Source organism: Streptomyces sp. NPDC050619 (genome assembly GCF_040654815.1).
In the GTDB taxonomy this organism is placed as follows: Bacteria; Actinomycetota; Actinomycetes; order Streptomycetales; family Streptomycetaceae; genus Streptomyces.
In genome coordinates, this window is record NZ_JBFAIR010000048.1 from 43,355 (window position 1) to 67,826 (window position 24,472).

At 69.3% G+C, this 24,472-nt stretch carries 21 protein-coding genes and 1 pseudogene; 12 read left to right on the forward strand and 10 right to left on the reverse strand.

Annotated elements, in window-relative coordinates:
* Positions 1–99: 99 nt before the first annotated feature.
* Positions 100–2,025, forward strand: a complete 1,926-nt coding sequence (locus AB0I77_RS46915; protein WP_363289077.1) for a zinc ribbon domain-containing protein — start codon at positions 100–102, stop codon at positions 2,023–2,025.
* Here AB0I77_RS46915 and AB0I77_RS46920 read toward each other — a convergent pair.
* The 3 genes and pseudogenes from AB0I77_RS46920 to AB0I77_RS46930 all read right to left on the reverse strand — a co-directional run bounded on the left by AB0I77_RS46920 (position 2,007) and on the right by AB0I77_RS46930 (position 4,371).
* On the reverse strand, positions 2,007–2,861 hold the full coding sequence (locus AB0I77_RS46920) for an ABC transporter ATP-binding protein (RefSeq protein WP_363289078.1): 855 nt from the start codon (positions 2,859–2,861) through the stop codon (positions 2,007–2,009). The genes AB0I77_RS46915 and AB0I77_RS46920 overlap by 19 nt on opposite strands.
* A 64-nt stretch (positions 2,862–2,925) precedes the next feature.
* Positions 2,926–3,798, reverse strand: coding sequence for a zf-HC2 domain-containing protein (locus AB0I77_RS46925; protein ID WP_363289080.1), 873 nt, complete (start codon positions 3,796–3,798; stop codon positions 2,926–2,928).
* Positions 3,795–4,371, reverse strand: a pseudogene (locus AB0I77_RS46930) (RNA polymerase sigma factor). The gene AB0I77_RS46925 and the pseudogene AB0I77_RS46930 overlap by 4 nt, the downstream one beginning before the upstream one ends.
* A gap of 321 nt (positions 4,372–4,692) precedes the next feature.
* On the opposite strand from AB0I77_RS46930, the gene AB0I77_RS46935 reads away from it, so the two are divergent.
* The 7 genes from AB0I77_RS46935 (at position 4,693) to pstB (ending at position 12,851) form a co-directional block, all read left to right on the forward strand.
* Positions 4,693–6,924, forward strand: a complete 2,232-nt coding sequence (locus AB0I77_RS46935; protein ID WP_363289081.1) for an RNA degradosome polyphosphate kinase — start codon at positions 4,693–4,695, stop codon at positions 6,922–6,924.
* Positions 6,905–7,981, forward strand: a complete 1,077-nt coding sequence (locus tag AB0I77_RS46940; RefSeq protein ID WP_363289082.1) for a CHAD domain-containing protein — start codon at positions 6,905–6,907, stop codon at positions 7,979–7,981. The genes AB0I77_RS46935 and AB0I77_RS46940 overlap by 20 nt, the downstream gene beginning before the upstream one ends.
* A 30-nt stretch (positions 7,982–8,011) precedes the next feature.
* A complete protein-coding gene (locus AB0I77_RS46945) occupies positions 8,012–8,440 on the forward strand; it encodes an NUDIX hydrolase (protein WP_363289083.1) in 429 nt (142 codons plus the stop codon).
* Between the two features lie 262 nt (positions 8,441–8,702).
* Positions 8,703–9,830: a phosphate ABC transporter substrate-binding protein PstS gene (gene pstS, locus AB0I77_RS46950; protein WP_363289085.1), complete on the forward strand. Its 1,128-nt coding sequence runs from the start codon at positions 8,703–8,705 to the stop codon at positions 9,828–9,830.
* Positions 9,831–9,970: 140 nt separating this feature from the next.
* Positions 9,971–10,978, forward strand: coding sequence for a phosphate ABC transporter permease subunit PstC (gene pstC / locus AB0I77_RS46955; RefSeq protein WP_363289086.1), 1,008 nt, complete (start codon positions 9,971–9,973; stop codon positions 10,976–10,978).
* The gene (gene pstA, locus AB0I77_RS46960; RefSeq protein WP_363289087.1) at positions 10,975–12,033 is read left to right on the forward strand and encodes a phosphate ABC transporter permease PstA; all 1,059 of its coding nucleotides are present in this window, start codon (positions 10,975–10,977) and stop codon (positions 12,031–12,033) included. The genes pstC and pstA overlap by 4 nt, the downstream gene beginning before the upstream one ends.
* 41 nt (positions 12,034–12,074) lie before the next feature.
* Positions 12,075–12,851, forward strand: coding sequence for a phosphate ABC transporter ATP-binding protein PstB (gene pstB / locus AB0I77_RS46965; RefSeq protein ID WP_363289088.1), 777 nt, complete (start codon positions 12,075–12,077; stop codon positions 12,849–12,851).
* A 119-nt stretch (positions 12,852–12,970) separates the two neighbouring features.
* Here pstB and AB0I77_RS46970 read toward each other — a convergent pair whose 3' ends face one another.
* Together AB0I77_RS46970 and AB0I77_RS46975 are read right to left on the reverse strand one after the other, a co-directional pair.
* Positions 12,971–13,969, reverse strand: a complete 999-nt coding sequence (locus AB0I77_RS46970) for an inorganic phosphate transporter (RefSeq protein ID WP_363289089.1) — start codon at positions 13,967–13,969, stop codon at positions 12,971–12,973.
* A 7-nt stretch (positions 13,970–13,976) separates the two neighbouring features.
* A complete protein-coding gene (locus AB0I77_RS46975) occupies positions 13,977–14,597 on the reverse strand; it encodes a DUF47 family protein (protein ID WP_363289090.1) in 621 nt (206 codons plus the stop codon).
* A gap of 233 nt (positions 14,598–14,830) precedes the next feature.
* Here AB0I77_RS46975 and AB0I77_RS46980 point away from each other — a divergent pair, with 233 nt between their 5' ends.
* On the forward strand, positions 14,831–15,169 hold the full coding sequence (locus AB0I77_RS46980; RefSeq protein WP_363289091.1) for a metal-sensitive transcriptional regulator: 339 nt from the start codon (positions 14,831–14,833) through the stop codon (positions 15,167–15,169).
* Between the two features lie 268 nt (positions 15,170–15,437).
* On the opposite strand, the gene AB0I77_RS46985 is transcribed toward AB0I77_RS46980, so the two are convergent.
* Together AB0I77_RS46985 and AB0I77_RS46990 are read right to left on the reverse strand one after the other, a co-directional pair.
* The gene (locus AB0I77_RS46985) at positions 15,438–15,614 is read right to left on the reverse strand and encodes a hypothetical protein (RefSeq protein ID WP_363289092.1); all 177 of its coding nucleotides are present in this window, start codon (positions 15,612–15,614) and stop codon (positions 15,438–15,440) included.
* A gap of 144 nt (positions 15,615–15,758) precedes the next feature.
* Positions 15,759–16,619, reverse strand: a complete 861-nt coding sequence (locus AB0I77_RS46990) for a hypothetical protein (RefSeq protein WP_363289093.1) — start codon at positions 16,617–16,619, stop codon at positions 15,759–15,761.
* Positions 16,620–17,110: 491 nt separating this feature from the next.
* On the opposite strand from AB0I77_RS46990, the gene AB0I77_RS46995 reads away from it, so the two are divergent.
* Positions 17,111–18,670: an FAD-binding oxidoreductase gene (locus tag AB0I77_RS46995; RefSeq protein WP_363289094.1), complete on the forward strand. Its 1,560-nt coding sequence runs from the start codon at positions 17,111–17,113 to the stop codon at positions 18,668–18,670.
* Between the two features lie 43 nt (positions 18,671–18,713).
* On the opposite strand, the gene AB0I77_RS47000 is transcribed toward AB0I77_RS46995, so the two are convergent.
* The 3 genes from AB0I77_RS47000 to AB0I77_RS47010 all read right to left on the reverse strand — a co-directional run bounded on the left by AB0I77_RS47000 (position 18,714) and on the right by AB0I77_RS47010 (position 21,504).
* Entirely contained in the window at positions 18,714–19,424 is a 711-nt protein-coding gene (locus AB0I77_RS47000; protein WP_363289095.1) for a phosphatase PAP2 family protein, read from the reverse strand.
* A gap of 237 nt (positions 19,425–19,661) precedes the next feature.
* Entirely contained in the window at positions 19,662–20,669 is a 1,008-nt protein-coding gene (locus AB0I77_RS47005) for a bifunctional lytic transglycosylase/C40 family peptidase (RefSeq protein ID WP_363289096.1), read from the reverse strand.
* 31 nt (positions 20,670–20,700) lie between these two features.
* On the reverse strand, positions 20,701–21,504 hold the full coding sequence (locus AB0I77_RS47010) for a trypsin-like peptidase domain-containing protein (protein ID WP_363289120.1): 804 nt from the start codon (positions 21,502–21,504) through the stop codon (positions 20,701–20,703).
* A gap of 807 nt (positions 21,505–22,311) precedes the next feature.
* Here AB0I77_RS47010 and AB0I77_RS47015 point away from each other — a divergent pair.
* Positions 22,312–22,740, forward strand: coding sequence for an ester cyclase (locus tag AB0I77_RS47015; protein WP_363289097.1), 429 nt, complete (start codon positions 22,312–22,314; stop codon positions 22,738–22,740).
* Between the two features lie 1,330 nt (positions 22,741–24,070).
* Positions 24,071–24,436, forward strand: a complete 366-nt coding sequence (locus AB0I77_RS47020) for a hypothetical protein (RefSeq protein WP_363289098.1) — start codon at positions 24,071–24,073, stop codon at positions 24,434–24,436.
* Positions 24,437–24,472 lie beyond the last annotated feature (36 nt).

Genomic DNA, 24,472 nt, shown 5'->3' on the forward strand with positions numbered 1-24,472 from the left:
GGGTCGGTGTCGTGTGTGAGTACGTGGATCGAATGCGTGACCTTCCGCGGGGAGTGTCGTTGATCGGATGACAGCATCGCGGGCGGGAAGGGGGCACGGGTGAGCCGGAAGTTGCCGCTCGCTGAGGGCGAGAGTGCCCGCACCGCCTGCGCCCGTGGTCTGCTGCGCATGGGCGTGGAGGAGAAGACGGGTGAACTCCTGCCCGCTGCGGTGCTGGCGGAGCGGGTGGGCTGGGCTGCCGATCTGGTGTCCGGGATGGCCGCCGCCCTGCTGGCCGAGCACTGGAACACCGCCGACGTGGACGTGCTGGCCGCCGGTGAGGACGCCGGGGGCCGCGGGCTGCCGTCGAACGCCTGGATGGCCCTGCGCCGCCTGGGCTGGACCGTCAGCTCCGACGCCCAGGTCAATGACCGCATCGTCCGCATGGCTCAGGAGCAGGCCGGACGCACCCTGCGTTCCGCGAAGTGGCGTTCGGATCTGACGGCCGGTGTCCTCAGGACGTGGCCCACCGATCCGAAGAAGCGCACCGCAGACGAGTGGGATGCCGTCCGGGCGGCAGTGCCAGGTGGCACCTCTCTTCCGTCCAGCATCATCACGTCCCGCACCCGGCAGATCGCCTCTTTCCAGCAGAAGCACGACCGGCTTCCGGCCGACGTCTTCGAGCTGGAAGGCACACCCTGCATTGCCCGCATGCTGCTTCTGTCCGCCTGCGACAACCAGCAGGCCGGCATCGAACGATCTGATGATCCGGGCCGGGCTCTGCTGCGACTTCAGCTGCCGACCCGTTCGGATCCGCAGTCGTATGCGGACTGGACGTGGGTGGCCTGTCCGGTCGCACTTGCGCCGACCGTTCCCGCCAGTGCCGTGCTGCACCTGCCGACTCTGCGTCTCCACCAGGACCATGTGCGGGCCGACCTTGCCTTCACGCATGCCGTCCCAAAGACGCAGCGCACCGGCCACACGGTCGCTCTCGGTGTGGACTGGGGCCTGAACACCCTGCTCAGTGCCGGTGCGGCCCGGCTCCACGACGACGGAAAGATCACCACTCTCGGTTCGGGCGGCATGTTCCGCGCATCCGGCGTCCTGTCGAAGCAGCACCGTCTGCGCCGCCAGGGCGAGGCCCTGCACGCGAAGGCCGACCACTACGACCGCCTCATCAGCAACGCGGAGTACCACGCCCTGACGGGCAGGCGTCGGATTCTCACCGACGAAATCCGACACGTCTCGGCTCGCCGGTCGAACCTGAACGACGCTCTGGCGTGGTCGGCCGCCCGATGGGCCGTGGACCAGGCAATCAGCGCCGGGGCCACCGTCATCTACATCGAGGATCTCCGCTCGATGGAGGCCCGCGGGATGGGCCGCAACCACAACACCCGCATGTCGCAGACGGTGCGCGGGCAGATCGTGGAGCGGATGCGCCACCTGGCCGCCGAGATTGGCATCGCCGTGGTGACCGTCCCGGCCCGGAACACCTCGAAGCACTGCCCGCAGTGCCTGGTTCCGCTGCGTCACCGCAAGTCTCCCGACCGTCCGACGGTTCCTGGCTGGAAGTGGGCGATCTGTCCGTCATGCAGCTGGCAGGGCGACCGGGACCAGGGAGCCTGGCGCCGGATCGCCGCACGCGGCCTCACCCATCAGACGAAGACGGTCACCGACCGCGCCAGCGGTGACATGGTCATCCGCTCCGTGGTGGACAAGCTCGAAACCAAGGCAGTCATCACACCGACTGCCACTCAGACCAGTCGGGACAGGTCCAAAACCGGCCCGACGAAAGCAGCATGTCCGACGCCCAGGCGACGCCGGACACCCTCCCCCGCTCAGGCGGGCCAGCGTCCGGAGGGACACGCTCCAACGGTCCGGGAGCTGCCTCGTGCGGCCCTCCGGAACCAGGGCGTGACAACGATCAGCACACACCATCCGCGAGGAGCAGCACGGGGCGCGGGTTTCCACCTGCACGCCCACACCACTCCTCCCCGGTGGGAACACGTACCGGACACTACGTCCGACTACGTTTCCCTAAGCTGATCAGAGACGCTGAGCAAGTAGCCGTCCTCCAGGGTGGGTTCGAGAAGTTCGGCGCCGGGCGGCGGATCGCCGACGTTGCGGAAGGAGCCGGTGCCGGTGCGCCAGCCCGCCTTGGCGCCCGGGGCGCGTTCGGTGCTGCTCCACACCCGGCCGGCCGCTCGCGCGGTCAGTTCGGCCGGGGTGCCGTCGAAGCGGATGCGGCCGCCGTCCATGACCAGGACGCGGTGGCAGAGCATCGCCACGTCCTCCGTCTGGTGGGTGGACAGCAGCACGGTCCGCCCCTCTCCCGCGTGGGCGATCAACTCCCGGAAGCGCATGCGCTGTTCGGGGTCCAGGCCGACGGTCGGCTCGTCCAGGACGAGGAAGCCGGGGTCGCCGACGAGGGCCGCGGCCAGCGCGACCCGCTGCCGCATACCGCCGGACAGCTTCTTGATCCGCTTGCCGCGCACCTCGGCCAGATCGACCTCGTCGAGCACACGCCGCACCTCGCGGTGACGGGCGGCCCGGTCGGTCAGCTCCTTCAGGATCGCCACGTAGTCGACGAACTCGAACGCCGTGAAGTCCGGGTGGAAGCCGGGCGTCTGCGGCAGGTACCCGAGCGCACGCCGCACCTCCTGCCGGCCACGCGCCGTGCCCGGGTCGTTGCCGAGCACCATGAAGGCCCCCCGGTCGGCGGGCACGGCCGTGGCCAGCACCCGCAACAGCGTGGTCTTTCCGGCCCCGTTGGGCCCGAGCAGCCCGGTGACGCCCCGGGTCAGCCGCAGCGACACGTCGTCGAGGGCGCGCGTACCGCCGTAGCGGAGGCTGAGGCCGGAGGCGGAGACGGTGGGGGTCATGCAGAACTCCCGTAGCGGTAGTGGAAAACGGCGGACGTCATACGGCGCTCCCCTCGGAGCGGAGTCATACGGCGCTCCCCCGAAACCGGCCGAAAGGACCAGACCGGCCGAAAGGACCAGACCGGTCGAAGCGGTCCCGTACGGCGAACAGCAGCCCGGCGGCGAGCGCGGCGACCGCCGCCGCCACCCCCTGCCCGGCCGCGGTGAACGGCGCGAGCGGCTCGCCGCCGGCCGGGTGGGCCGCCTGCGCGGCCAGCATCAGCGCGATCCACGCCCCGCCGACCAGCGAGGGCGCGAGCACCGGGCCCAGCCGGGCGGTCAGCGCGAGCCCGGTCGCGGTGAGGGCGAGCGCGGGCAGCAGCCAGGCGAGGGCGCGCAGCCCGTACCCGGGCAGGGCGAGGGTGGCGAGCCCGTTGAGGCCGAGCCCGGCGACGAGCACGGCGACCGTACGGATCATCAGCAGCCTAAAGCCGTGCGTCGGGGACACGACGGCCATCTCGTACGTCGGGTCCAGCGCGGGCCCGTACGACAGCGCCACCCCGGCGAGCGGCAGCAACGGCGCGAGGGCGAGGAACAGCGTGGGCGTTTCGGCGGTCCGGGCGACGTTGCCCGCGACCACGCTCAGCACGAGCACGGCGATGACCGCGCCCAGCCAGGAGCCGCGCAGCACGGGCGTGGCCGCGAGCAGCCGCGCGGTGTGGTCGGCGACCCCGAGCCGCACCAGCAGGGACTCGAACAACCCGGGCCGGGGCGCGTCGAGTTCGGCGTCGAGCCGCTCCCATCCGGCGTCCAGGGCGACGGGGTCGCTCACCTCGGCGAGGGCGGCCCGGCACGGTGCGCAGGCGGTGAGGTGGGCGTCGGCGGACCACAGCACGGGGGGCGCCAACTCGCCCTGGGCGTAGGCCCGTAGATCCTCTTCGGACACATGCCAGGTCATGCCAGCGCCTCCCGTAGTTGCTTACGGGCCCGCATCGCCCGTGTCTTGACCGTCCCCGGCGGTATCCCGAGCAGGACGGCCGCCTCCCGGGTGGTCAGCCCGTCGATGACCGTGGCCTGGAGGACCGCCCGCAACTCCGGCGAGAGCCGGACCAGGGCGCCCGCGAGGTCCCCGTGCTCCACCCCCGCGAGCACGCGTTCCTCCGCGGACGCCTCGTCCCGGTGCCGCAGCCGCGCCAGCGCCTGCCGCAGCCGGCCGCGCGCCCCGTCACCGCGCAGTGCGTCGACCAGGCGGCGCGAGCCGATGCGCCACAGCCACCCGGCCGGATCCGCCGCGGTCCCGTCCTCCCGGTAGCGGGCCTTGCCCCGCCACACCGCGAGGAACGTCTCCTGTACGACGTCGTCGACGATCGCGGGGTCGGGGCAGCGGCCGCGCAGCCGTGCGGTGAGCCACGGCGCGTAGCCGTGCGGTGAGCCACGGCGCGTAGCGCCGGTACAGCTCCTCGAAGGCGCGCCGGTCACCGTCCGCCGCGATGGCCCGCAGCAGCTCCCCGTCGCTTTTCGTTTCGCTCACGTCTCCTCATCGGACGAGCCCGGCCGATCGGTTCATGACAGGGCGCTCGACTTTATGGACCATCAACCTCCGAAGAGGTATCCGACGAGGTATCCGCCCAGGTAGACGTCCGGGAGCCGCCCCCCGGTGTCCCACACGCCATGTCCCCGTAACCATTGGTTCAGACGGGCTTGCGAGGCTCGGCGAATGAAGCCCGCTGTGCCAGAGCCTCCGCCGCCCCCGGAGGGGAGCGCGGGGAACGGGGACGCGCGCGTTGCCGCCACGATCCCGCCCGCGCTGTCCGACGCGCCCGTATCGCTGTCGGCGCGGAAGAATGGTTCTATGAGCCAGCCAAACGCCCCGGTACAGATCCAGCACGCCCAGCCCTCCGTGGGTTCCATCGCCGCGCACCGTACCCACACCGTGTCGGGGGCCGTCTCCGACCTGGAACCCGACATCGACGCCGACCTCGACGCGTACGAGGAGTCGCCGTACGACGGGCCGCAGCTGCCCCAGGGCCGTTTCCTGGACCGGGAGCGCAGCTGGCTCGCGTTCAACGAGCGCGTCCTCGAGCTCGCCGAGGACCCGAACACCCCGCTGCTGGAGCGCGCGAACTTCCTCGCGATCTTCGCCAGCAACCTGGACGAGTTCTTCATGGTCCGGGTGGCCGGTCTCAAGCGCCGTATCGCCACCGGTGTCGCCACCCGCTCCGCGTCCGGCCTCCAGCCGCGCGAGGTGCTGGAGATGATCTGGGCCCGCTCCCGCGAGCTGATGGCCCGGCACGCCGCCTGCTACCACGAGGACGTCGCGCCCGCCCTCGCGGAGGAGGGCATCCACCTCGTCCGCTGGAACGAGCTCCAGGAGAAGGAGCAGGCCAGGCTCTTCACCCTCTTCCGGCACCAGATCTTCCCGGTGCTGACCCCGCTGGCCGTCGACCCCGCGCACCCCTTCCCGTACATATCGGGACTCTCGCTGAACCTCGCGGTCATCGTCCGCAACCCGGTCACCGGCCACCGCCACTTCGCGCGCGTGAAGGTGCCGCCGCTGCTGTCCCGCTTCCTGGAGAGCTCCCCGGGCCGCTACGTCCCCATCGAGGACGTCATCGCCGCCCACCTGGAAGAGCTCTTCCCGGGCATGGAGGTCCTCGAGCACCACGCCTTCCGCCTCACCCGCAACGAGGACCTGGAGGTCGAGGAGGACGACGCCGAGAACCTCCTCCAGGCCCTGGAGAAGGAACTCATGCGGCGCCGCTTCGGCCCGCCGGTGCGCCTGGAGGTCGAGGAGTCCATCGACCGCGAGGTCCTCGACCTGCTGGTGCGCGAGCTGAAGATCAGCGAGGCCGAGGTGTACCCGCTGCCGGGTCCCCTGGACCTCACGGGCCTCTTCCGCATCGCCGGCCTCGACCGGCCCGAGCTGAAGTACCGCAAGTTCATCGCCGGCGTCCACCGCGACCTCGCCGAGGTCGAGTCGGCGTCCGCGGCCGACATCTTCGCGGCCCTGCGCACCCGGGACGTACTGCTGCACCACCCCTACGACTCGTTCTCGACGTCCGTACAGGCCTTCCTGGAGCAGGCGGCCGAGGACGACGACGTCCTGGCGATCAAGCAGACCCTGTACCGCACCTCCGGCGACTCCCCCATCGTCAACGCGCTCATCGACGCCGCCGAGGCCGGCAAGCAGGTCCTCGTCCTGGTGGAGATCAAGGCCCGCTTCGACGAGCACGCCAACATCAAGTGGGCGAAGCGGCTGGAGGAGGCCGGCTGCCACGTCGTCTACGGCCTGGTCGGCCTGAAGACGCACTGCAAGCTGTCGCTCGTCGTCCGCCAGGAAGGCGACACGCTACGGCGCTACAGCCACGTCGGCACCGGCAACTACCACCCGAAGACGGCCCGCCTCTACGAGGACCTCGGCCTGCTCACGGCCGATCCGCAGGTCGGCGCGGACCTCTCCGACCTCTTCAACCGGCTCTCCGGCTACTCCCGCCGCGAGACCTACCGCCGGCTGCTGGTAGCCCCCAAGTCCCTCAGGGACGGCCTGATCTCGCGGATCAACAAGGAGGTCCAGCACCACCGTGCCGGACGTCCCGCCTTCATCCGCATCAAGGTCAACTCGATGGTGGACGAGGCGATCATCGACGCCATGTACCGCGCCTCCCAGGCGGGCGTGCAGTGCGACATCTGGGTGCGCGGCATCAGCGCGGTCCGCCCCGGCGTCACGGGCCTGTCCGAAAACATCCGGGTCCGCTCGATCCTCGGCCGCTTCCTCGAACACTCCCGTGTCTTCGCCTTCGGCAACGGCGGCGAGCCCGAGGTGTGGATCGGCAGCGCCGACATGATGCACCGCAACCTCGACCGCCGTATCGAGGCGCTCGTGCGGGTCACCGACCCGGCCCACCGGGCGGCCCTCAACCGGCTCCTGGAGACCGGTATGTCCGACACCACCGCCTCCTGGCACCTGGGTCCGGACGGCGAGTGGACCCGGCACGCGACCGACGGGGACGGTCAGCCCCTGCGCAACGTCCAGGAGATGCTCATTGACGCCCGGAGGCGCCGGCGTGGCACAGCGACACCTTGACCCGACGGGTCCCCAGTCCAGGCACGCCGGCGCGGTGACCGGGGACGCCCTCGCGGGCTACCTGCGGGCCCAGGCCACGGAGTTCCTCCGTGCCCTGCGGCTGCACCGGGAGACCGGCGGCGGCACGGCGATCGGCTCGAACGGCTCGAACGGTCCGGAGGACCCCGTCGACGCGGCCCGCGCCCTGCGCCGCTCGGTCCGCCGTATCAGCGGCAGCCTGCACACCTTCCGCCCGCTCCTCGACCCGGACTGGTCGGAGGCCATGCGCCCCGAACTGGCCTGGCTGTCGGGCACGCTGGCGATGGAGCACGCCTACGCGGCCCGCCTGGAGCGGCTGCTGCTGGCGCTGCACCGGCTGTCGGGGGCGGTGTTTCCCGCCCAGTCGGGCTCGGTGGCCCCGTCCGACACCGGCCCGCCGGCCACCCAGGAACGCGGCAACCTCACCGTGGGCGCGGCCAAAGCGGGCGCCCTGCTCGAACGCCAGCTCACCCTCGCCCGGACCCGGGCGCACTCCACCGCCCTCCAGTGCCTCGGCTCCTCCCGCTTCCACGCGGTCGCCGACAACATCGCCTTACTGGCCAGCGAGGTCCCGCTCACTCCCGGCGCCCCCAGCACCGGCCTGCACCCGCTGGCCACCGCGGCCGAGGAGCGCCTCACCGACGCCGTCACCGCGCTCCCCCTCGTCGTCGCCGGCAGCCCCTACAACGCGGAGGCGCTGATCCACGGCCTCTCCCCGGACCCGGCCCCGCACCCGCAGGACGCGCCCTGGCACCAGGTCCGCCTGCTGCTGCGCCTGCACCGCTACGCCCTCGAGGTCCTGCTCCACGAGTCCGCGCCGGTCGACGTACGGCTGCTGGCGGCCGGCCAGGCCCTGGACCGGCACCGCGACGCGGCGGAGGCGGCGGGGGCCGCCGCCCAGGCGGCCCGCACGCCCCGGATCGCCCCGGCGACGGCGTACGCGCTCGGCGTGCTCCACGCCGACCAGCGGCACGAGGTGGAGGCGGCGCGTTTCGCGTTCCAGCAGTCGTGGCAGAAGCAGGCGGTCCGCACACCCTGACCCATCGTTCCAGGAGGCGGTGATCCACCGGTGACCCAGACTCAGACGAACGACGATCCCGTGCAGGCGGCCGGCTGCGTCCTGTGGCGCCGCTCGCCGGTCGACGGCGAGCTGGAGGTCTGCCTCGTCCACCGGCCGAAGTACGACGACTGGTCGCACCCCAAGGGCAAGCTCAAGCGCGACGAGGACCCCCTGTCCGGAGCGCTGCGCGAGGTCGCGGAGGAGTCGGGCTACGGCGCCGTACCGGGCGCCGAGCTGCCCACCCTGCACTACGAGGCGAACGGCCGTCCCAAGCAGGTCCGCTACTGGGCGGCCGAGGCCGCCGGGGGCGCGTTCGCCCCGAACGACGAGGTGGACCGCATCCTCTGGCTGCCCCCGGCGGCGGCCCGCGCCCGCCTGACCCAGCCGAGGGACCGCACCCTGGTCGACGCGTTGCTGGAATCCCTCCACCTGGCATAGTCGTGCCATATCTGGCTTAACTGACATATCTGGCGCGAAAGAGCGGTATCACTCCGTGTTCTCGACGTAAGCGTTCCGTGACCTCACCGCACCGCCCTCAGGGGTTCACCCTCCGTTCATTTACGGCCATTGGTGCCTTCACCTGTTCTGCCTAATTTCGGCCTTACGCGTTGCGGACCGTTTCCCAACCGCGTGTTCGCATCACTCAGTCTTCGCACGCCGCCGGATTCAGGACGGCGGCTCCTGGAAGGAACTCCCTCAAGTGAAGCTTCAGCGCATGAACCGGCGGGCCCTCGCTCTCGGTGCTCTCGCCGTCTCCGGCGCCCTGGCCCTCACGGCGTGCGGCTCGGACGACACCAGCGAAGGCGGCGACAGCAGCGCCTCCGCGACCACGCAGGCCGACAGCATCAAGTGTGACGACGCCAAGGGTCAGCTCCTCGCCGACGGCTCCTCCGCGCAGAAGAACGCGATCGACGCCTGGGTCAAGCAGTTCACCGCCGCCTGTGGCGTGCAGGTCAACTACAAGGGCGGCGGCTCCGGCGCGGGCGTCACCGCGTTCACGCAGGGCACGGTCGCCTTCGCCGGCTCCGACTCCGCGCTGAAGCCCGAAGAGGTCACCGCCTCCAAGAAGGTCTGCTCCGGCGGCCAGGGCATCGACCTCCCGATGGTCGGCGGCCCGATCGCCGTCGGTTTCAACGTGGCCGGCGTCGACAAGCTGACCCTGGACTCGGCGACGATCGCCAAGATCTTCAACAACGAGATCACCAACTGGAACGACCCGGCGATCAAGGCGCTGAACCCCGACGCCAAGCTCCCCAACCTGAAGATCCAGGCGTTCCACCGCTCGGACGAGTCCGGCACCACGGACAACTTCACCAAGTACCTGATCGCCACGGCCAAGAGCGACTTCCCCTACGAGGGCGGCAAGGCCTGGCAGGCCAAGGGCGGCCAGTCCGCCTCGGGCTCCTCCGGTGTCGCCCAGCAGGTGAAGCAGACCAACGGCGCCATCGGCTACTTCGAGCTGTCGTACGTCGGTGACGAAGGCGTCAAGGCGGTCAGCCTGGACACCGGCGCCGGCGCCCCCGTCGAGGCCACCGTCGACAACGCCACCAAGGCCATCTCCGAGGCCAAGGTCGTCGGCACCGGCAAGGACCTCTCGCTGGAGCTGAACTACGCGACCAAGGCCGAGGGTGCCTACCCGATGGTCCTGGTCACCTACGAGATCGCCTGCGACAAGGGCAACAAGGCGGACACCCTGCCCGCCACCAAGGCGTTCCTGCGGTACATGGCCTCCGAGGCCGGCCAGCAGATCCTCGCCGAGAACGACTACGCCCCCATGCCCGACGACATCATCGCCAAGGTCCGCACCACCATCGAGAGCCTGAGCTGACCTGAGTGCGGTCCGGTCCACGGCCTTCGGGCCCGGACCGGACCGCACCGTCCGGTGCACCGCCGCCAGGAGCCGTCGCCCAGCGCGTACGGCTCCACCGGGCCGCACGGCACGTGTGGCTCCGCAGACCGGAGAACCCGATGGACATAACCACGAAGAACACCGAAGCCCCTCCCCCCACTCCCCCGCCGACCGTCGCCGAGCAGAAGCGCGCGGCCCGCGGCGCCACCCGACCCGGTGACCGGATCTTCCTCGGTCTCTCCCGCGGGTCGGGCATCCTGCTGCTCGTGATCATGGCCGCGATCGCGGGCTTCCTCGCGTACCGCGCCTCGATCGCGATCAGCAAGGACGACACCAACTTCTTCACCACCTTCGAATGGAACACGGGCCTCGTCCCGCCGTCGTTCGGCATCGCCGTCCTGGCCTTCGGCACGGTGGTCTCCTCGATCATCGCCATGGTCATCGCGGTCCCGATCGCCGTCGCCATCGCGCTGTTCCTCACGCACTACGCCCCGCGCAGGCTGAGCGGTCCCATCTCCTACGTGATCGACCTGCTCGCCGCCGTGCCGTCCATCGTCTACGGCCTGTGGGGCGCCCTCATCCTCGTCCCGAACATGAACGGCCTCTTCAGCTGGCTGGACGAGTACTTCGGCTGGACCGGCATCTTCGAGTGGCAGCAGGGCGCGCCCCGCTCGATGCTGACCGTCGGCATCCTGCTCGCGATCATGATCCTGCCGATCATCACGAACGTCAGCCGTGAGGTGTTCCGCCAGACTCCGCGGATGAACGAGGAGGCCGCGCTGGCCCTCGGCGCCACGCGCTGGGAGGTCGTCCGCCTGGCGGTCCTGCCCTTCGGCCGCTCCGGCGTGATCTCCGCCTCGATGCTCGGCCTCGGCCGAGCCCTCGGCGAGACGATGGCCGTGGCCACCGTGCTCTCCCCGACCTTCGAGATCCAGGCCAGCCTGCTCGACCCGGGCGGCGGCACCTTCGCCCAGAACATCGCCAGCAAGTTCGGTGAGGCCGACGAACTGGGCCGGGACGCGCTCATCGCCTCCGGTCTGGTCCTGTTCGTGATCACCCTGCTGGTCAACGGCGCGGCCCGCGCGATCATCGCCCGCCGCAAGGAGTACTCGGGGGCCAACGCATGAGCACCGCAATCGCCGACAAGCCCAAGAGCACCCTGCGCGGCGCCACCCTCCCCAAGTGGTCGCCGTACGCCATCGCCGCGGGCTCCCTCGCCCTCGGCGTGGGCATCGGTCTGGCCGCCGGCCTGGACAGCAGGATCCAGTGGGGCCTGCTCGCCGCGATCCTCTTCGTCCTGGGGACGTACGTGATCTCCTCCCGGGTCGAGGGCCGCCGCCAGGCCAAGGACCGGGTCGCGACCTCGCTGGTCTGGGTCGCCTTCCTGCTCGCCGTGATCCCGCTGGTCTCCCTGGTCTGGACGACCGTCGCGCGCGGTGTGAAGGTCCTCGACATCTACTTCCTGACCCACTCGATGGGTCTGATCGCCGACTCCGAGCCGGGCGGCGGTATCTACCACGCCATCGTCGGCAGCCTGGAGCAGGTCGGTCTGGCCACGCTGATGGCCGCGCCGATCGGCGTGCTCACCGCGATCTACCTGGTGGAGTACGGACGCGGCAACCTCGCCCGCGCCGTCACCTTCTTCGTCGACGTGATGACCGGCATCCCGTCGATCGTCGCCGGTCTGTTCATCCTCGCCATCATGTTGCAGTTCGAGATGCAGCCCTTCGGCTTCGCCGGCTCGCTGGCCCTGGCCATCCTGATGATGCCGGTGGTCGTCCGCTCCACGGAGGAGATGCTCAAGCTCGTACCGAACGAGCTGCGCGAGGCCTCCCTGGCGCTCGGCATCCCGAAGTGGCGCACCATCCTGAAGGTGGTCCTGCCGACCTCGATCGGCGGCATCACCACCGGCATCATGCTGGCGATCGCCCGCATCGCCGGCGAGACGGCGCCCGTACTGTTGCTGGTGTGGGGCAATTCGCTCATCAACACCAACCCCTTCGAGGGTGCGCAGCAGTCGCTGCCGCTGTACATCTACCAGCAGTACGCGAACAGTGCGGGTTCGGGCGCGGCGTACGACCGCGCATGGGCGGCATCGCTGACGCTGATCGCCTTCGTGATGATCCTCAACCTGGCGGCCCGCGGCATCGCCCGCTGGAAGGCCCCCAAGACCGGTCGCTGACGCGGCCACAGCGACCGACTCTCTGGAAGTGAAGTAGCGACATGGCCAAGCGAATCGACGTAAGCGGGCTCACCGCCTACTACAGCGCCCACAAGGCGATCGACGACATCTCGATGACGGTCGAGCCGCGCTCGGTGACGGCCTTCATCGGCCCCTCCGGCTGCGGCAAGTCGACGTTCCTGCGCACCCTGAACCGTATGCACGAGGTCACCCCCGGTGGCCGCGTCGAGGGCAAGGTGCTCCTGGACGACGAGGACCTGTACGGGCACGGCATCGACCCGGTGTCCGTGCGCCGCGAGGTCGGCATGGTGTTCCAGCGCCCGAACCCGTTCCCCACGATGTCGATATTCGACAACGTGGCCGCGGGCCTGCGCCTGAACGGCAAGTACAAGAAGAGCGAACTTCAGGACGTCGTCGAGAAGTCGCTCAAGGGCGCGAACCTCTGGAACGAGGTCAAGGACCGCCTGAACAAGCCGGGCTCGGGCCTGTCCGGCGGTCAGCAGCAGCGCCTGTGCATCGCGCGGGCGATCGCGGTGGAGCCGAACGTGCTCCTGATGGACGAGCCCTGCTCGGCCCTGGACCCGATCTCCACCCTCGCCATCGAGGACCTGATCGGCGAGCTGAAGGAACGCTTCACGATCGTCATCGTGACGCACAACATGCAGCAGGCGGCGCGCGTCTCGGACCGCACGGCCTTCTTCAACCTGTCGGCGGTCGGCCAGCCCGGCAAGCTGATCGAGATCGACGACACGGAGCGCATCTTCTCCAACCCGTCGGTCCAGGCCACGGAGGACTACATCTCCGGCCGCTTCGGCTGAGCCGCCCCCGAAGACCCCTCGCGGTGCTGCATGGCGGTGCCACCGCGAGGTGACAAGGGCCCGCCCCTGGGTTTCCCCGGGGGCGGGCCCGTTTGCACTGCTCATCCAACCGGCGGCCCCTACAGAAACACCAGGTCCACAACCCAGAAGCTCACAGCGGCCACCACCGCGGCCGCCGGCATCGTGATGAACCACCCCAGAATGATGTTCTTGGCAACGCCCCACCGCACGGCGTTCACCCGCTTCGTCGCCCCCACACCCATGATCGCCGAGGTGATCACATGGGTCGTGGAGATGGGCGCCTTGAACAGGAACGCCGTGGTGAACATGATCGACGCCCCCGTCGTCTCCGCCGCGAACCCCTGCGGCGGATCCAACTCGATGATCTTCCGCCCCAGCGTCCGCATGATCCGCCACCCACCCGCGTACGTACCGAGCGACAGCATCAGAGCGCACGCGATCTTCACCCACACCGGGATCGGGTCGCCGTAGTCCTCGACGTCGGAGATGACCAGCGCCATCACCACGATGCCCATCGTCTTCTGCGCGTCCTGGAGACCGTGCCCGAGCGCCATCCCGGCCGCCGAGACGGTCTGCGCTATACGGAAACCACGCTTCGCCTTGTGCGGGTTCGACCGCCGGAAGATCCACATGATCGCCGTCATCACGAGGTAGCCGGCCAGCAGGCCCACCACCGGCGAGACGAACATCGGGATGACGACCTTCTCCAGCACGCCGTCCCAGTACACGGTCGTCCCGCCGGCCAGCGCGGCCCCGACCATCCCGCCGAACAGCGCGTGCGAGGACGAGGAGGGAAGGCCGTAGTACCAGGTGATGAGATTCCACGTGATCGCACCGATCAGCGCCGCGAAGAGGATCCCCATCCCCTTCGAGCCCTCGGGCGTCTGAATCAGGCCCTCGCTGACGGTCTTGGCCACCCCGGAACCCAGGAACGCACCGGCCAGGTTCATCACCGCGGCCATGGCGAGCGCCGCCCGAGGCGTCAGCGCCCGGGTCGAAACGGACGTGGCGATGGCGTTCGCCGAGTCGTGGAAACCGTTCGTGTACGTGAAGAAGAGCGCGACCGCGATGGTCACGACCAGAGCGAAGGTGTCCATGGACGAGTCAGGACTCCTTGACGGCGATGGTCTCCACCGTGTTCGCCACATGTTCGAACGCGTCGGCCGCTTCCTCCAGCACGTCCACGATCTGCTTGAGCTTCAGCACTTCTATCGCTTCGTACTTGCCGCTGAAGAGGTGGGCCAGCAGCTTGCGATGGATCTGGTCGGCCTGGTTCTCCAGCCGGTTGACCTCGATCCAGTACTCGGTGAGGTTGTCCATGGTCCGCAGACTCGGCATGGCCTCGGCCGTCAGCTCGGCCGCCCGCGCCAGCACCTCGATCTGCTGCTCGACCCCCTTGGGCAACTCCTCCACGTTGTAGAGGACGACCAGGTCGACGGCCTCCTCCATGAAGTCCATGATGTCGTCGAGGGACGATGCGAGGTTGTAGATGTCCTCGCGGTCGAAGGGCGTGATGAAGGAGGAGTTCAGCTGATGGAAGATCGCGTGCGTGGCGTCGTCGCCCGCGTGTTCGGCGGCCCGCATACGCTCTGCGATCTCGGCTCGGCCGGACGGGTCCGCCCCGAGCAGTTCCATCAGGAGTTTCGAGCCCGTGACGATGTTGTCCGCGGATGCGGCGAACATGTCATAGAAGCTCGTCTCCCTGGGGGTCAGACGAAAGCGCACGTGGGGTCCTCGGGATGCTTCGGTTTCGGTCAGGCTGATGCTAGGCGCATCATCCGGCCACGGCTAATGGGCCGTCCCCCAGTGTCGCCCATGGTGCAGAGTGTTCGGCAGGGGGGCCGCCCAGTGGTCCAGTCCAGCCTTCGTTCGCCACATCGGCCACCTGCCCTATACCCGGGAAAGTTCGTTACCATATACCCTGCTGGGGTATATGTCCGCAGGACGTGGAGGACGCGATGACGACCACCGAGACCGGTGCCACCGAAGAAGTCGTGACCGACCACGACCGCGGTGTGCACGGGTACCACAAGCAGAAGGACGAACACCTCAAGCGCCTGCGCCGCATCGAGGGCCAGATCCGCGGCCTCCAGCGCATGGTCGAGGAGGACGTCTACTGCATCGACATACTCACGCAGGTGTCCGCCTCCACCAAGGCCCTGCAGTCCTTCGCCCTGCAGCTCCTGGAGGAACACCTGCGCCACTGCGTCGCCGACGCCGCCGTCAAGGGCGGCGCCGAGGTCGACGCGAAGGTGGAGGAGGCGACGAAGGCGATCGGCCGACTGCTGCGGACGTGAGACCGTCCGCCGTCGGAGACTCGGGGTGCCCCCGGCCTACCGTCGGAGACTCGGGGTGCCCCCGGCCTGGGGTCGGAGACTCATGTCCCGGCCTGCCGCCGGAGACTCGGGGTGTCCCCGGCTCAGCCGCCGGAGACTCGGGGTGCCGGCCTGGCGTCGGAGACTCGGGGTGTCCCCGGCTCAGCCGCCGGAGACTCGGGGTGCCGGCCTGGCGTCGGAGACTCGGGGGCCCCCGGCTCAGCCGCGGGAGACTCGAGGTCCCCCCGGCTCAACCGCCGGAGGCGTCCCGCTCCTCGGCCACTCGCAGCACCTCGTCGATGCTCTCCAGGCTGAGCCGGTCCTCGTCGGCGGCCGAGGCCGCGATGATCAGCTCTCCGCACAACTCGATCTCGGCGAGGGCCACGTGGTCCTGAACTGCCGTACCGCCGACCGGAGCCACGCGCATCACCTCTTCTCTGCCGTCACCGACTTCCTAGAGTAGGGAGCGGCCTACACACCGCGCATGGCACGGACGGGCTAGTTCTTGACGCCCGTCACGAGCGCGCTTACCCGCTCTTCGCGGATCCACGCCCCCGTCCACGCACCGCGCTCACTCCTCGGCGATCTTGCCGGCGTAGATGTCGTCGGCCGCCGGCAGCCGTACGTCGGCGGCGGCCCCGAAGTCGTACAGCAAGGTCGTGGAAGCGACCGCGACGCTCTCCTCCCGCCGCTCCCCCTCCCCGCTCCGCTCCCCGCTGACGAAGCTGAACCGGTGGCGGACCTTGCGGATGCGGCCCTCGTCGTCGAGGTAGACGTCGAACGGCACTTCGGCCGTGGCGAAGCCCTTCGCCGCCGCCGCGAGCGGTCCCTTGTTCGCGGCGGACGCGTCGCGGGCCGCCCGCACGAGATCCGCGGTCCCGCGGTAATGCCGTACGGCGATCCCCGCGACCTCGGTCCGGCCCACATACGTCGCCGTCCGCGTCCCGCGCAGCACCTCGGCGGCGGCGAGCGGATCGGTGGCCCCGCCGGTCACCAGGTTCCCGTCGGAGAGCGTGCCGGTGTCGACCCGCACCCACTTGTCGGCGGGCACACCGGCTCCCCGGTTCTTCATGAACAGGGCGCCGGGCGCGAGGAGTTCGGTGATGGGCCGGTGCTCGCTGCTGCCCGCGGGATCCTGCGGCAGCTGCACCTTCAAGTGCCCCAGCCGCTCCCGGAAGTCGTACACACCCTCGCCCCGGATGGTGACCCGGGTCCCGCCGGTGGCCATCTCCATCGACGTACGTGCCTTCGAACTCCCGGCGCTCACCAGGGTGTCGGCGGCCCGGTGCAGCACCTCGACCGGATCCCCCGCGCGATCGTCCTCGGCGGCGGCCCCGGTCCCGGAACACCCACTGCTCCCGAGACAGACACCGACCACGACCCCCACCGCGACGACCGCCCCGCCCACCCGCCTTCGCTGCCGCTCCGCCATCGTGTGCCTACCCCCAGCCGGTACGTCCGTCACGGGCCCGTGTCGTTCCGGATAACGAGGGGCGGGTTGACCCCGTCACGCACATACCAGCCCTTTACTCGGCCTGGGTAACGTTGTCGGTGTGGCTCAGCAGGACAGGAATCCCCCACCTCCCGACCAATCGACCCACCACACGACAACGACCGAACAAGGCCGCTTCTGCACAGCCCACTGCACCTGCGGCTGGCGCGGCCCGGCCCGAAGAGCGAGAAGCCTGGCGAGGGCAGACGCAGAGGGCCACATAGGAGACTGAGGCCGCAACGCTACGAGTTGCCCGAGCTGCGGGCAGTCGTGCCGCTGGGGCGGCTCCCGACCCAAAGAGGCGGCACCCCGCAGCGCCGGGCCGCGCGCCCCACCCCCGCCCAGCACCAACCCCCCGCGCGCTATGGAACCCCGGCCCCCAACACCCCGTCTCGTTCCACAACCAGCCAGGGGCCGACAGAAGGCAGGACATGGACCGTCGTACGTTCATAGGCGGCAGCACAGCCACCCTCGCAGCGGCGGCAACCGCCTGCAAGAACGGCAGCGGCACAAGCACCGACACCAGCTCCGCCACCCGCACGCCGAGCCCCTCCCACCCCCCACTGAAAACAACCAGCACCACCCCCGCCAACTGGACAGCCCTCGCCCACGACCTCGACGGCACCCTCATCCGCCCCGGCGACACCAACTGGCCCACGGCCCACCAGCTCTACAACACCCGCTTCGACACGCTCAAGCCCTCCGCGGTCGCCTACGTCGCCCACCCCGACGACATCCGCACGGCCCTGGCCTACGCCCGCGCCCACACCCTCCCGGTAGCGATCCGCAACGGCGGCCACTCCTACGCCGGCTGGTCCTCCGGCAACGGCCGTCTCGTCATCGACGTCTCGAAGCTCAACCGCGTCCGCGCCTCCGGCAGTACCGCCACAGTCGGCGCCGGCGCCAAGCTGATCGACGTCTACCGCGCCCTCACCGCGAAGGGCGTGACGATCCCGGCCGGCTCCTGCCCCACCGTCGGCATCTCCGGCCTCACCCTCGGCGGCGGCCACGGCGTCGTGTCCCGGGCGTACGGCCTGACCTGCGACAGCCTCACCCAGGCGACCCTCATCACGGCCGACGGCAAACAACTCACCGCGAACGCCACCGAGAACAAGGACCTCTTCTGGGCCCTGCGCGGCGCGGGCAACGGCAACTTCGGCGTCGTAACCGAACTGCGCTTCAAGACCCACCCCGCACCTCAGGCCGTCACCGCGTACCTGTCCTGGCCGTGGTCGAGGGCGGCCGCCGTGATGAAGGCCTGGCAGGAGTGGGGGCCGACCCAGCCGGACGAGATCTGGTCGTCCCTGCACCTGGCCGGCTCCTCCGGCAGCGACACCACCGTCTCCGTCGCCGCCTTCTCCGTCGGCACGTACGGCGAACTCCAGAACGCGGTCGACCGCCTCGCCGACAAGGCCGGCGCCCCGGCGAGCAGCGTCTCCCTCCGGCGCCGCGGATACGAGGAGGCGATGGAGATCTACGCCGGCTGCTCCTCCTTCTCCTCCGGCGCCCAGTGCCACCTGCCCGGCACCACCCCCGGCCGCTCCCCGCAAGGCGCACTGGGCCGGGAGACATACGCGGCCCGCTCCGACTTCTACGACCGCTCGCTCTCCTCGACCGCCGTCCAGACGCTGCTGAAGCAGATGACGTCGGTGCGCGGCGGCTCGGGCAGCATCGCCTTCACCGCGCTCGGCGGAGCCGTGAACCGCGTCTCCCCCACGGCCACGGCGTTCGTCCACCGCCGCTCCCGCATGCTGGCCCAGTACATCGCCGCCTGGCGCGCCGGCACGAGCGGCTCGACGGCCCAGTCCTGGCTGACCGAGGCCCACACGGCGATGCGGCCGTACGCCTCGGGCGCGGCCTACCAGAACTACACGGACCCGACGCTGAAGGACTGGCGAAAGGCGTACTACGGCGACGCGGCAACACGACTGACGGCACTGAAGAAGCAGTACGACCCGAACCGCTTCTTCACGTACCCCCAAGCCCTCTGAGCCGACCGGAGCGTACGCCACGGCGCCCGCAGAGCTACGCCGCCTACGCCGCCAGGTCCCGCTCCTCGGCCGCCCCCGCGGCCTCCCGCCGAGCCCCCGGAATCACCGCGTCCCGCCCGTCGTACGCCCGCCCTCTGGCCCGGATCAGCCACCCGGCCCGCGGCGACGCCTCGACCGCCTTCGTCACCGGCGTCAGCAGGGCCATGGCCAAGGGCGACAGCAGCAGCGTGACCGCCGTGCCGAGCGCGAACCCGCCCACGACGTCCGTCGGGTAGTGCACGCCCATGTAGATCCGGCAGAAGCCCTCGAGCAGCGCGAGCCCGATACCGAAGAGCCCGAACTTCCGGTGGGCGACGAACAGTCCGACGCCCATCGCCATGGTGATCGTCGCGTGGTCGCTGACGAAGGAGTAGTCGGTCTTGCCGGAGATCAGGACATCCAGTCCCTGGTGGGTGCGGAAGGGCCGGGGCCGCTCCACGAAACCCCGTATCGGCACGTTCACCAGAACCGCGATGCCCGCGGCCAGCGGGGCCCAGACCAGCGCGGCCACCGACGACGCCGCCTCCTCGCCGCCCCGCCGCCGCACCGACCACCAGCAGCCCACCACGAGCAGCACCATGGCGATCAGCAGTCCGTACTCGCCGACGTACTCCATGGTCTTGTCGAACCAGTGCGGTGCGTCCTTGGCCAGGCCGTTGATGTCGTACAGCAGATCAACGTCGGGGTTCGACCCGGATTCTGCGAGTCCAGCCATGGCGCGCGGCCCCTTCGTCGTCTCTCCCGGCGCGCACGTGCGCGCCGTTTCTGCTCACCCCCGTGGTTTGCAGACCACGTGGATCCACGTAGATCCACGCGGACCCAAGTCGGATCCACTACGTCCTCAGGAACGCACGGCTCCTGTTGATACGTTCCACACTCCACCGAATGATCACGCAGACGTTATCGAAGAGAGACTCGTTCTCGCAGCTCAGGGGAGGGGTTCACGCTCGGCTCACACCGTGGTGGGGAGCGCTTTCGCGCCATCTTCGGTGACCCGGGTAGCCCCGAAGTAGTCCGGGGTGTCGATGGCGTCGAACCGGATCACGGCGCCGGTGCGCGGCGCGTCGATCATGTACCCGCCGCCCACATAAATCCCGACATGCCGGATGGCGCGGGAGTTGGTGAGGTCGTCCGAGAAGAACACCAGGTCGCCGGGGAGCAGTTCGGCGCGGGAGGGATGCGGACCGGCGTTGTACTGGTCGTTGGCGACGCGCGGCAGCTTGATCCCGACCGTCTCGTACGCGGCCTGGGTCAGCCCGGAGCAGTCGAACCGTCCGCCCTGCGCAGCGGTACCGGTGCCGCCCCACAGATAGGGCGTGCCGAGCTTCTTCTGGGCGTAGTAGATGGCCCCCGCGGCCTGCTTCGACGGATCGACCCGGCTGACGGGAGCGGCGAAGCTCTCCTCCAGCGTGGTGATCGTCTTCACGTAGTTCTGGGTCTCCTTGTACGGCGGCACGCCCCCGTACTTGATCACCGCGTAGGACCCCGCGTTGTAGGAGGCCAGCATGTTTTCGGTCAGATTCCCGGGTACGTCCTTCACGTACGAGGCGAGCGTGCAGTCATACTGCGCGGCCGACGGAATCGCGTCGTTCGGATCCCATACGTCACGGTCGCCGTCACCGTCGCCGTCGATGCCGTGGGTGGCCCAGGTGCCCGGGATGAACTGCGCTATCCCCTGCGCCGCGGCCGGGCTCCTCGCGTCCGGATTGAACCCGCTCTCCTGATAGAGCTGGGCCGCGAGCAGCGCGGGATTGATGGCGGAGCACAGGTTGCCCCACTTCTGCACGAGGGTCTGATAGGCGGCGGGCACGGCCCCCTTGGCCAGGGTCTTGGCGCCTCCGCTCACCCCGCCCGCGACGTTCCCGGCGACGGTGTACACGCCGACGACGAGCAGCATCACAAAGCTGAGCCCCGCCCCGACGGCGGCACCCGCCACGACCCAAGCCTTACGCACCGTCAACCGCCCCTCACCCGCCGGGAGTCCGCCCGCGTCAGTCTAGGAGCTTCCCACCCGGAATCCGCCGCAACCAGCCAGCCTTCGGCTGGGCCGCGTCCCGGTACAGCTCGGCCGCCTCCGCCCCGAGCACGACGCTGTACGAGACGTCTGCCGTGACCCCGCCCTCCTCGTGCCCGCCCAGGATCCCCACGACGTCCCCGGTCCCGTCGACCCAGGGACTTCCACTGGTCCCACCGCTGAAGTCGGGGCAGTCGATGCGTTGCTGCGTACGGCTGTGCGCGATCGGCCTGTTGGTGCAACTGATGGGCACCTCACGGGTGTCGGGATACCCGGTGACGGTCACGGCGGTGGCCCCGGTGGCCATACCGGGGAAGAACCGATTCCCACCCCCGACGACCTCCTCGACCCCTTTCCCGCCCTGGTCGGCGACGACGGCGAAAGCGACATCACTGTCCTCGTCCTGCCCCTTGGCCCACCCGTCGGGCAGATACCGCTTTCCGACCTTCCACACCCCGTACGGCGCACGGCCGTCCCGGTACCCGGGCACGAACACGAGGTCGCCGGTACTCCCGGCCAGGCAGTGCGCCGCGGTGACGATGAGATTCCGCCGCGGACTGTGCACGACGGACGCGCTGCAGAAGTGCCCGCCGGCGAGAGGTGCACTGCGATCCGCGGGGAAAAGCGCCCCGACCCGCGCACTCCGCGCACCGGCCGCCGCGACGACGGTCACGCCGAGCGGGCCGAGGCCGTCATCGGCGGCTGCCTCGGAGGCCGAGGCCGAGGTGAGGGCGAGCAGCACGATGACGGCGTTGAGGACGGGACGTCGGGCGCGCTTCATCATCGGAACCCAGCGTTCCGCACGAAGGTGAGAAACGGGTCAGGCCCGCATCGTCGACCGCGCTCGTGGTCGGCTTGAGCCGGCCACTGCGGCGCGAGCCCCGGTCGGTCTCGGTACCGTCGCTCGGCGCGGCCACCGAGGACGCCGCCTCCTCGCCGCCCCGCCGCTAGGGGGCCGCCCCCCTGACAGCTCCATGACGGACACGGTGACGGATTCGCTTCGATCCCTTCGCCCCTAGGGTCGGACGTGATCGGCGTATGCGATGCCGGGGAACGTCTGCCTCCCCACGAGGACAGACCTCCCCCTCCCCCCACCCCACATGGAGGAACCGTCGTGAGTTGGATTCAGGACCCCGCCCGGAGCCGCTTCCCTCCGGCCACGACCAAGAGCTGACGCCCACCTTCGTCGCCCAAGCCTCGCCCGAGCGCCCCTCAACTCGATTTGTGGATTGTCGGGTTGGGCGTTGTCGCTGACGGCAGCGCACTGGCTGGTCCAAAGCGAAGCCGGCCTGGTGAAGCTGCCGGCCTCGGCCCCGGTGAGGACGTCGAGCTTGACAAGGCGCGTCAGAGACGGTCAGCGAGAGCAGTGCTGGTCTTCCGGGTGATCGTCAGGTGTTCGTCATCGCCGACGCGGCGCGCTCGCTGACGGCCTGCGTCGGTGCTCGACCGGTGGGCCGCCACACGATCCCACTCGCCTCGGAACTCGCTTGCGGCCTCTTGATCAATCCCGATAGAATTACGATCGTAAGACAATAGGCGGCCCATCACCGGGACGGAGCCGCTCCGTCCCTCCACATTGGAGAAGCACGTGTCTTCCTCGAACGCCGAAACCCAAACGTCCACCACTGACTTGCACCAGTTTGCCGATGAGTTGATGAGGCAACTCAACCTGCGGGACGCCGACAGCGCGTTGGCCTCGTTCGCGCCGGACGCCCGCTTGTACGCCGCCGACGGCACCACCACCGGCGTCGAGGACAACCGCGCGGTGCTGGCGTCGGTCTTCGACGCTTTCCCCGACATCACCTTCACGCCGGTCCGTGTCATCGCCGAGGACGATTGGTTCGCGATCGGCTTCATCTGGGCCGGTACGAGCACTCGGCCCTTCAACGGCACTCCCGCCACCGGCCGGCCGATCAAGGTGCTGGAGTTCCGTATGTTCAAGGTGGTCGACGGGAAGATCACCGAGGCCTGGGGCCTCATCGACCTGGCGTCGCTCTTCGGTCAGTTGCAGTCCTGAGAGGGTGGTACGTGAGTTGATATCTGTTTCACCCTTTCGGCAGGGGCAAGCGGGCCGGCCGTGGCGTCGCCGGGCGGCTACGGCCGCGGCTGGGTGAACAAGCCCTGCTCGGTCTCGACCAGGATTCCGCGCTCCGTCAGCCGCTTGAGTTCAACGCTCTTCGTAACGTGGTTGCCGGATGTCGGCGCCGCACACACATGGAGAAACCGTCGTGAGTTGGAATCAACACGCCACCCAGAGTCGGTTTCCTCCGGCCGCAGCCAAGAGCTGACGGCCCTCTTCGTCGCCCGAGCCTCGCCTGAGCACCCCTCAACTCGACTTGGGCGTGGCCGGGTTGGGCATTGTCACGCAGTCCTGGGCTCAGCCGTGATGACATCGCGGACCGCTTGCACTCGCCGGTTTTCCAGTCATAGAATTATGATCGTCATTCAACGAAACGTGAAGCCTGTCTCGCCATACCGCAAGAGAAGGTCGAGGCCGGCAACGCCGAATTGGGAGGAATCCTCATGGTCCGTCATCTGTGGAGCAAGGCGGCTACGGTGACCCTCACCGTAGCCGCCTTCAGTGGCTTGGCAATGGCGCCCGGGACAGCCTACGCCGACGGCTCCGGGGGAGCGCAGATAAGCTTCTGCGCCGATAAGGACCGCCCCTCCATCAGCGTGCAGGGGTACAACCAGTACGGCAAATGGACGAAGTGGGGTCCGTACAGCATTAAGAAGGGCAATTGCTACATGACAACGGGCTACCGGTGGCAGTCGGGTGACAATCCGGGCTACTTCATTCCTGCATACGACCTGCCAGAGGATGACTGCCCCATTCCCCAGGGGACGACAGGTACCTATAAATGCCCTAAGCTTGAATTTTGGCATGGGTAAGTGCCTTGCAAGTTGCGATAACACGAGTTCTTCCGGATTCCGGCATACACGATCAGCAAGGCACGTACGAGACGTAACCTGAGGACATCCCGCCTTGCGGATCAGCGCCAAGGTTCCGTCAGTTTACTGACGGGACCTTATTGCCAGCGCGGCGATTCAGACCGCCCGCCGTCGGCGTCCCGCGGCGGACCGGCCGACAGCGGCAGGTCCTCCAACGCCGGGCAGATGGCGGGCGGCGCAGAGCTCGGCCGTCGGGCACGGAAGGCTTCGTCGCGGTCGCCTCAACGGGGCACCGCTCCCACAAAGAGCTGCCCGCCTCGGTCAGAGGACTTCACTCAGGCCGGCCGGCCGAGAGCGCCACCTGCGTGACGACATGAGACGTGGCGCTCTCCAGAGATTCAGAGTCCATTCCATTGCCTTCGGCCCGCGGAGGGTCGAGAAATCAAGGGGAAAACATGAGTGCCGTGAAGACCTACAGGCGTGTCGGACTGGGTGTCGCGCTGCCCCTGCTGACCGCTGCCGCGACTCTACTCGCCGCATACCCCGCGGCGGCCGCCCCGCACAACATCGTGATCCGAGGGAGTTCGATCCCGTCGAACGCGCGCAGTGTCCTCGTCAGCACCACGGTAAGCCACTGCGTTCCCGTGCAGCCGGGCACGGACAAGGACACAAACTTCTCCGTGGACGATGCGGTCGATGACGGCTACTTCATCTACCAGACCTGGACCGGTACGAAGTGCGACGGCAGCGTCATCAAATCGCAAGGTGCGAACATCCCGCGGAACTTCCAAGGCGCGACCTACTGGCTGAACGTGAGCTGATCCGATGCGGCGAGGCAGTTCGCGTCCGCCGTACAC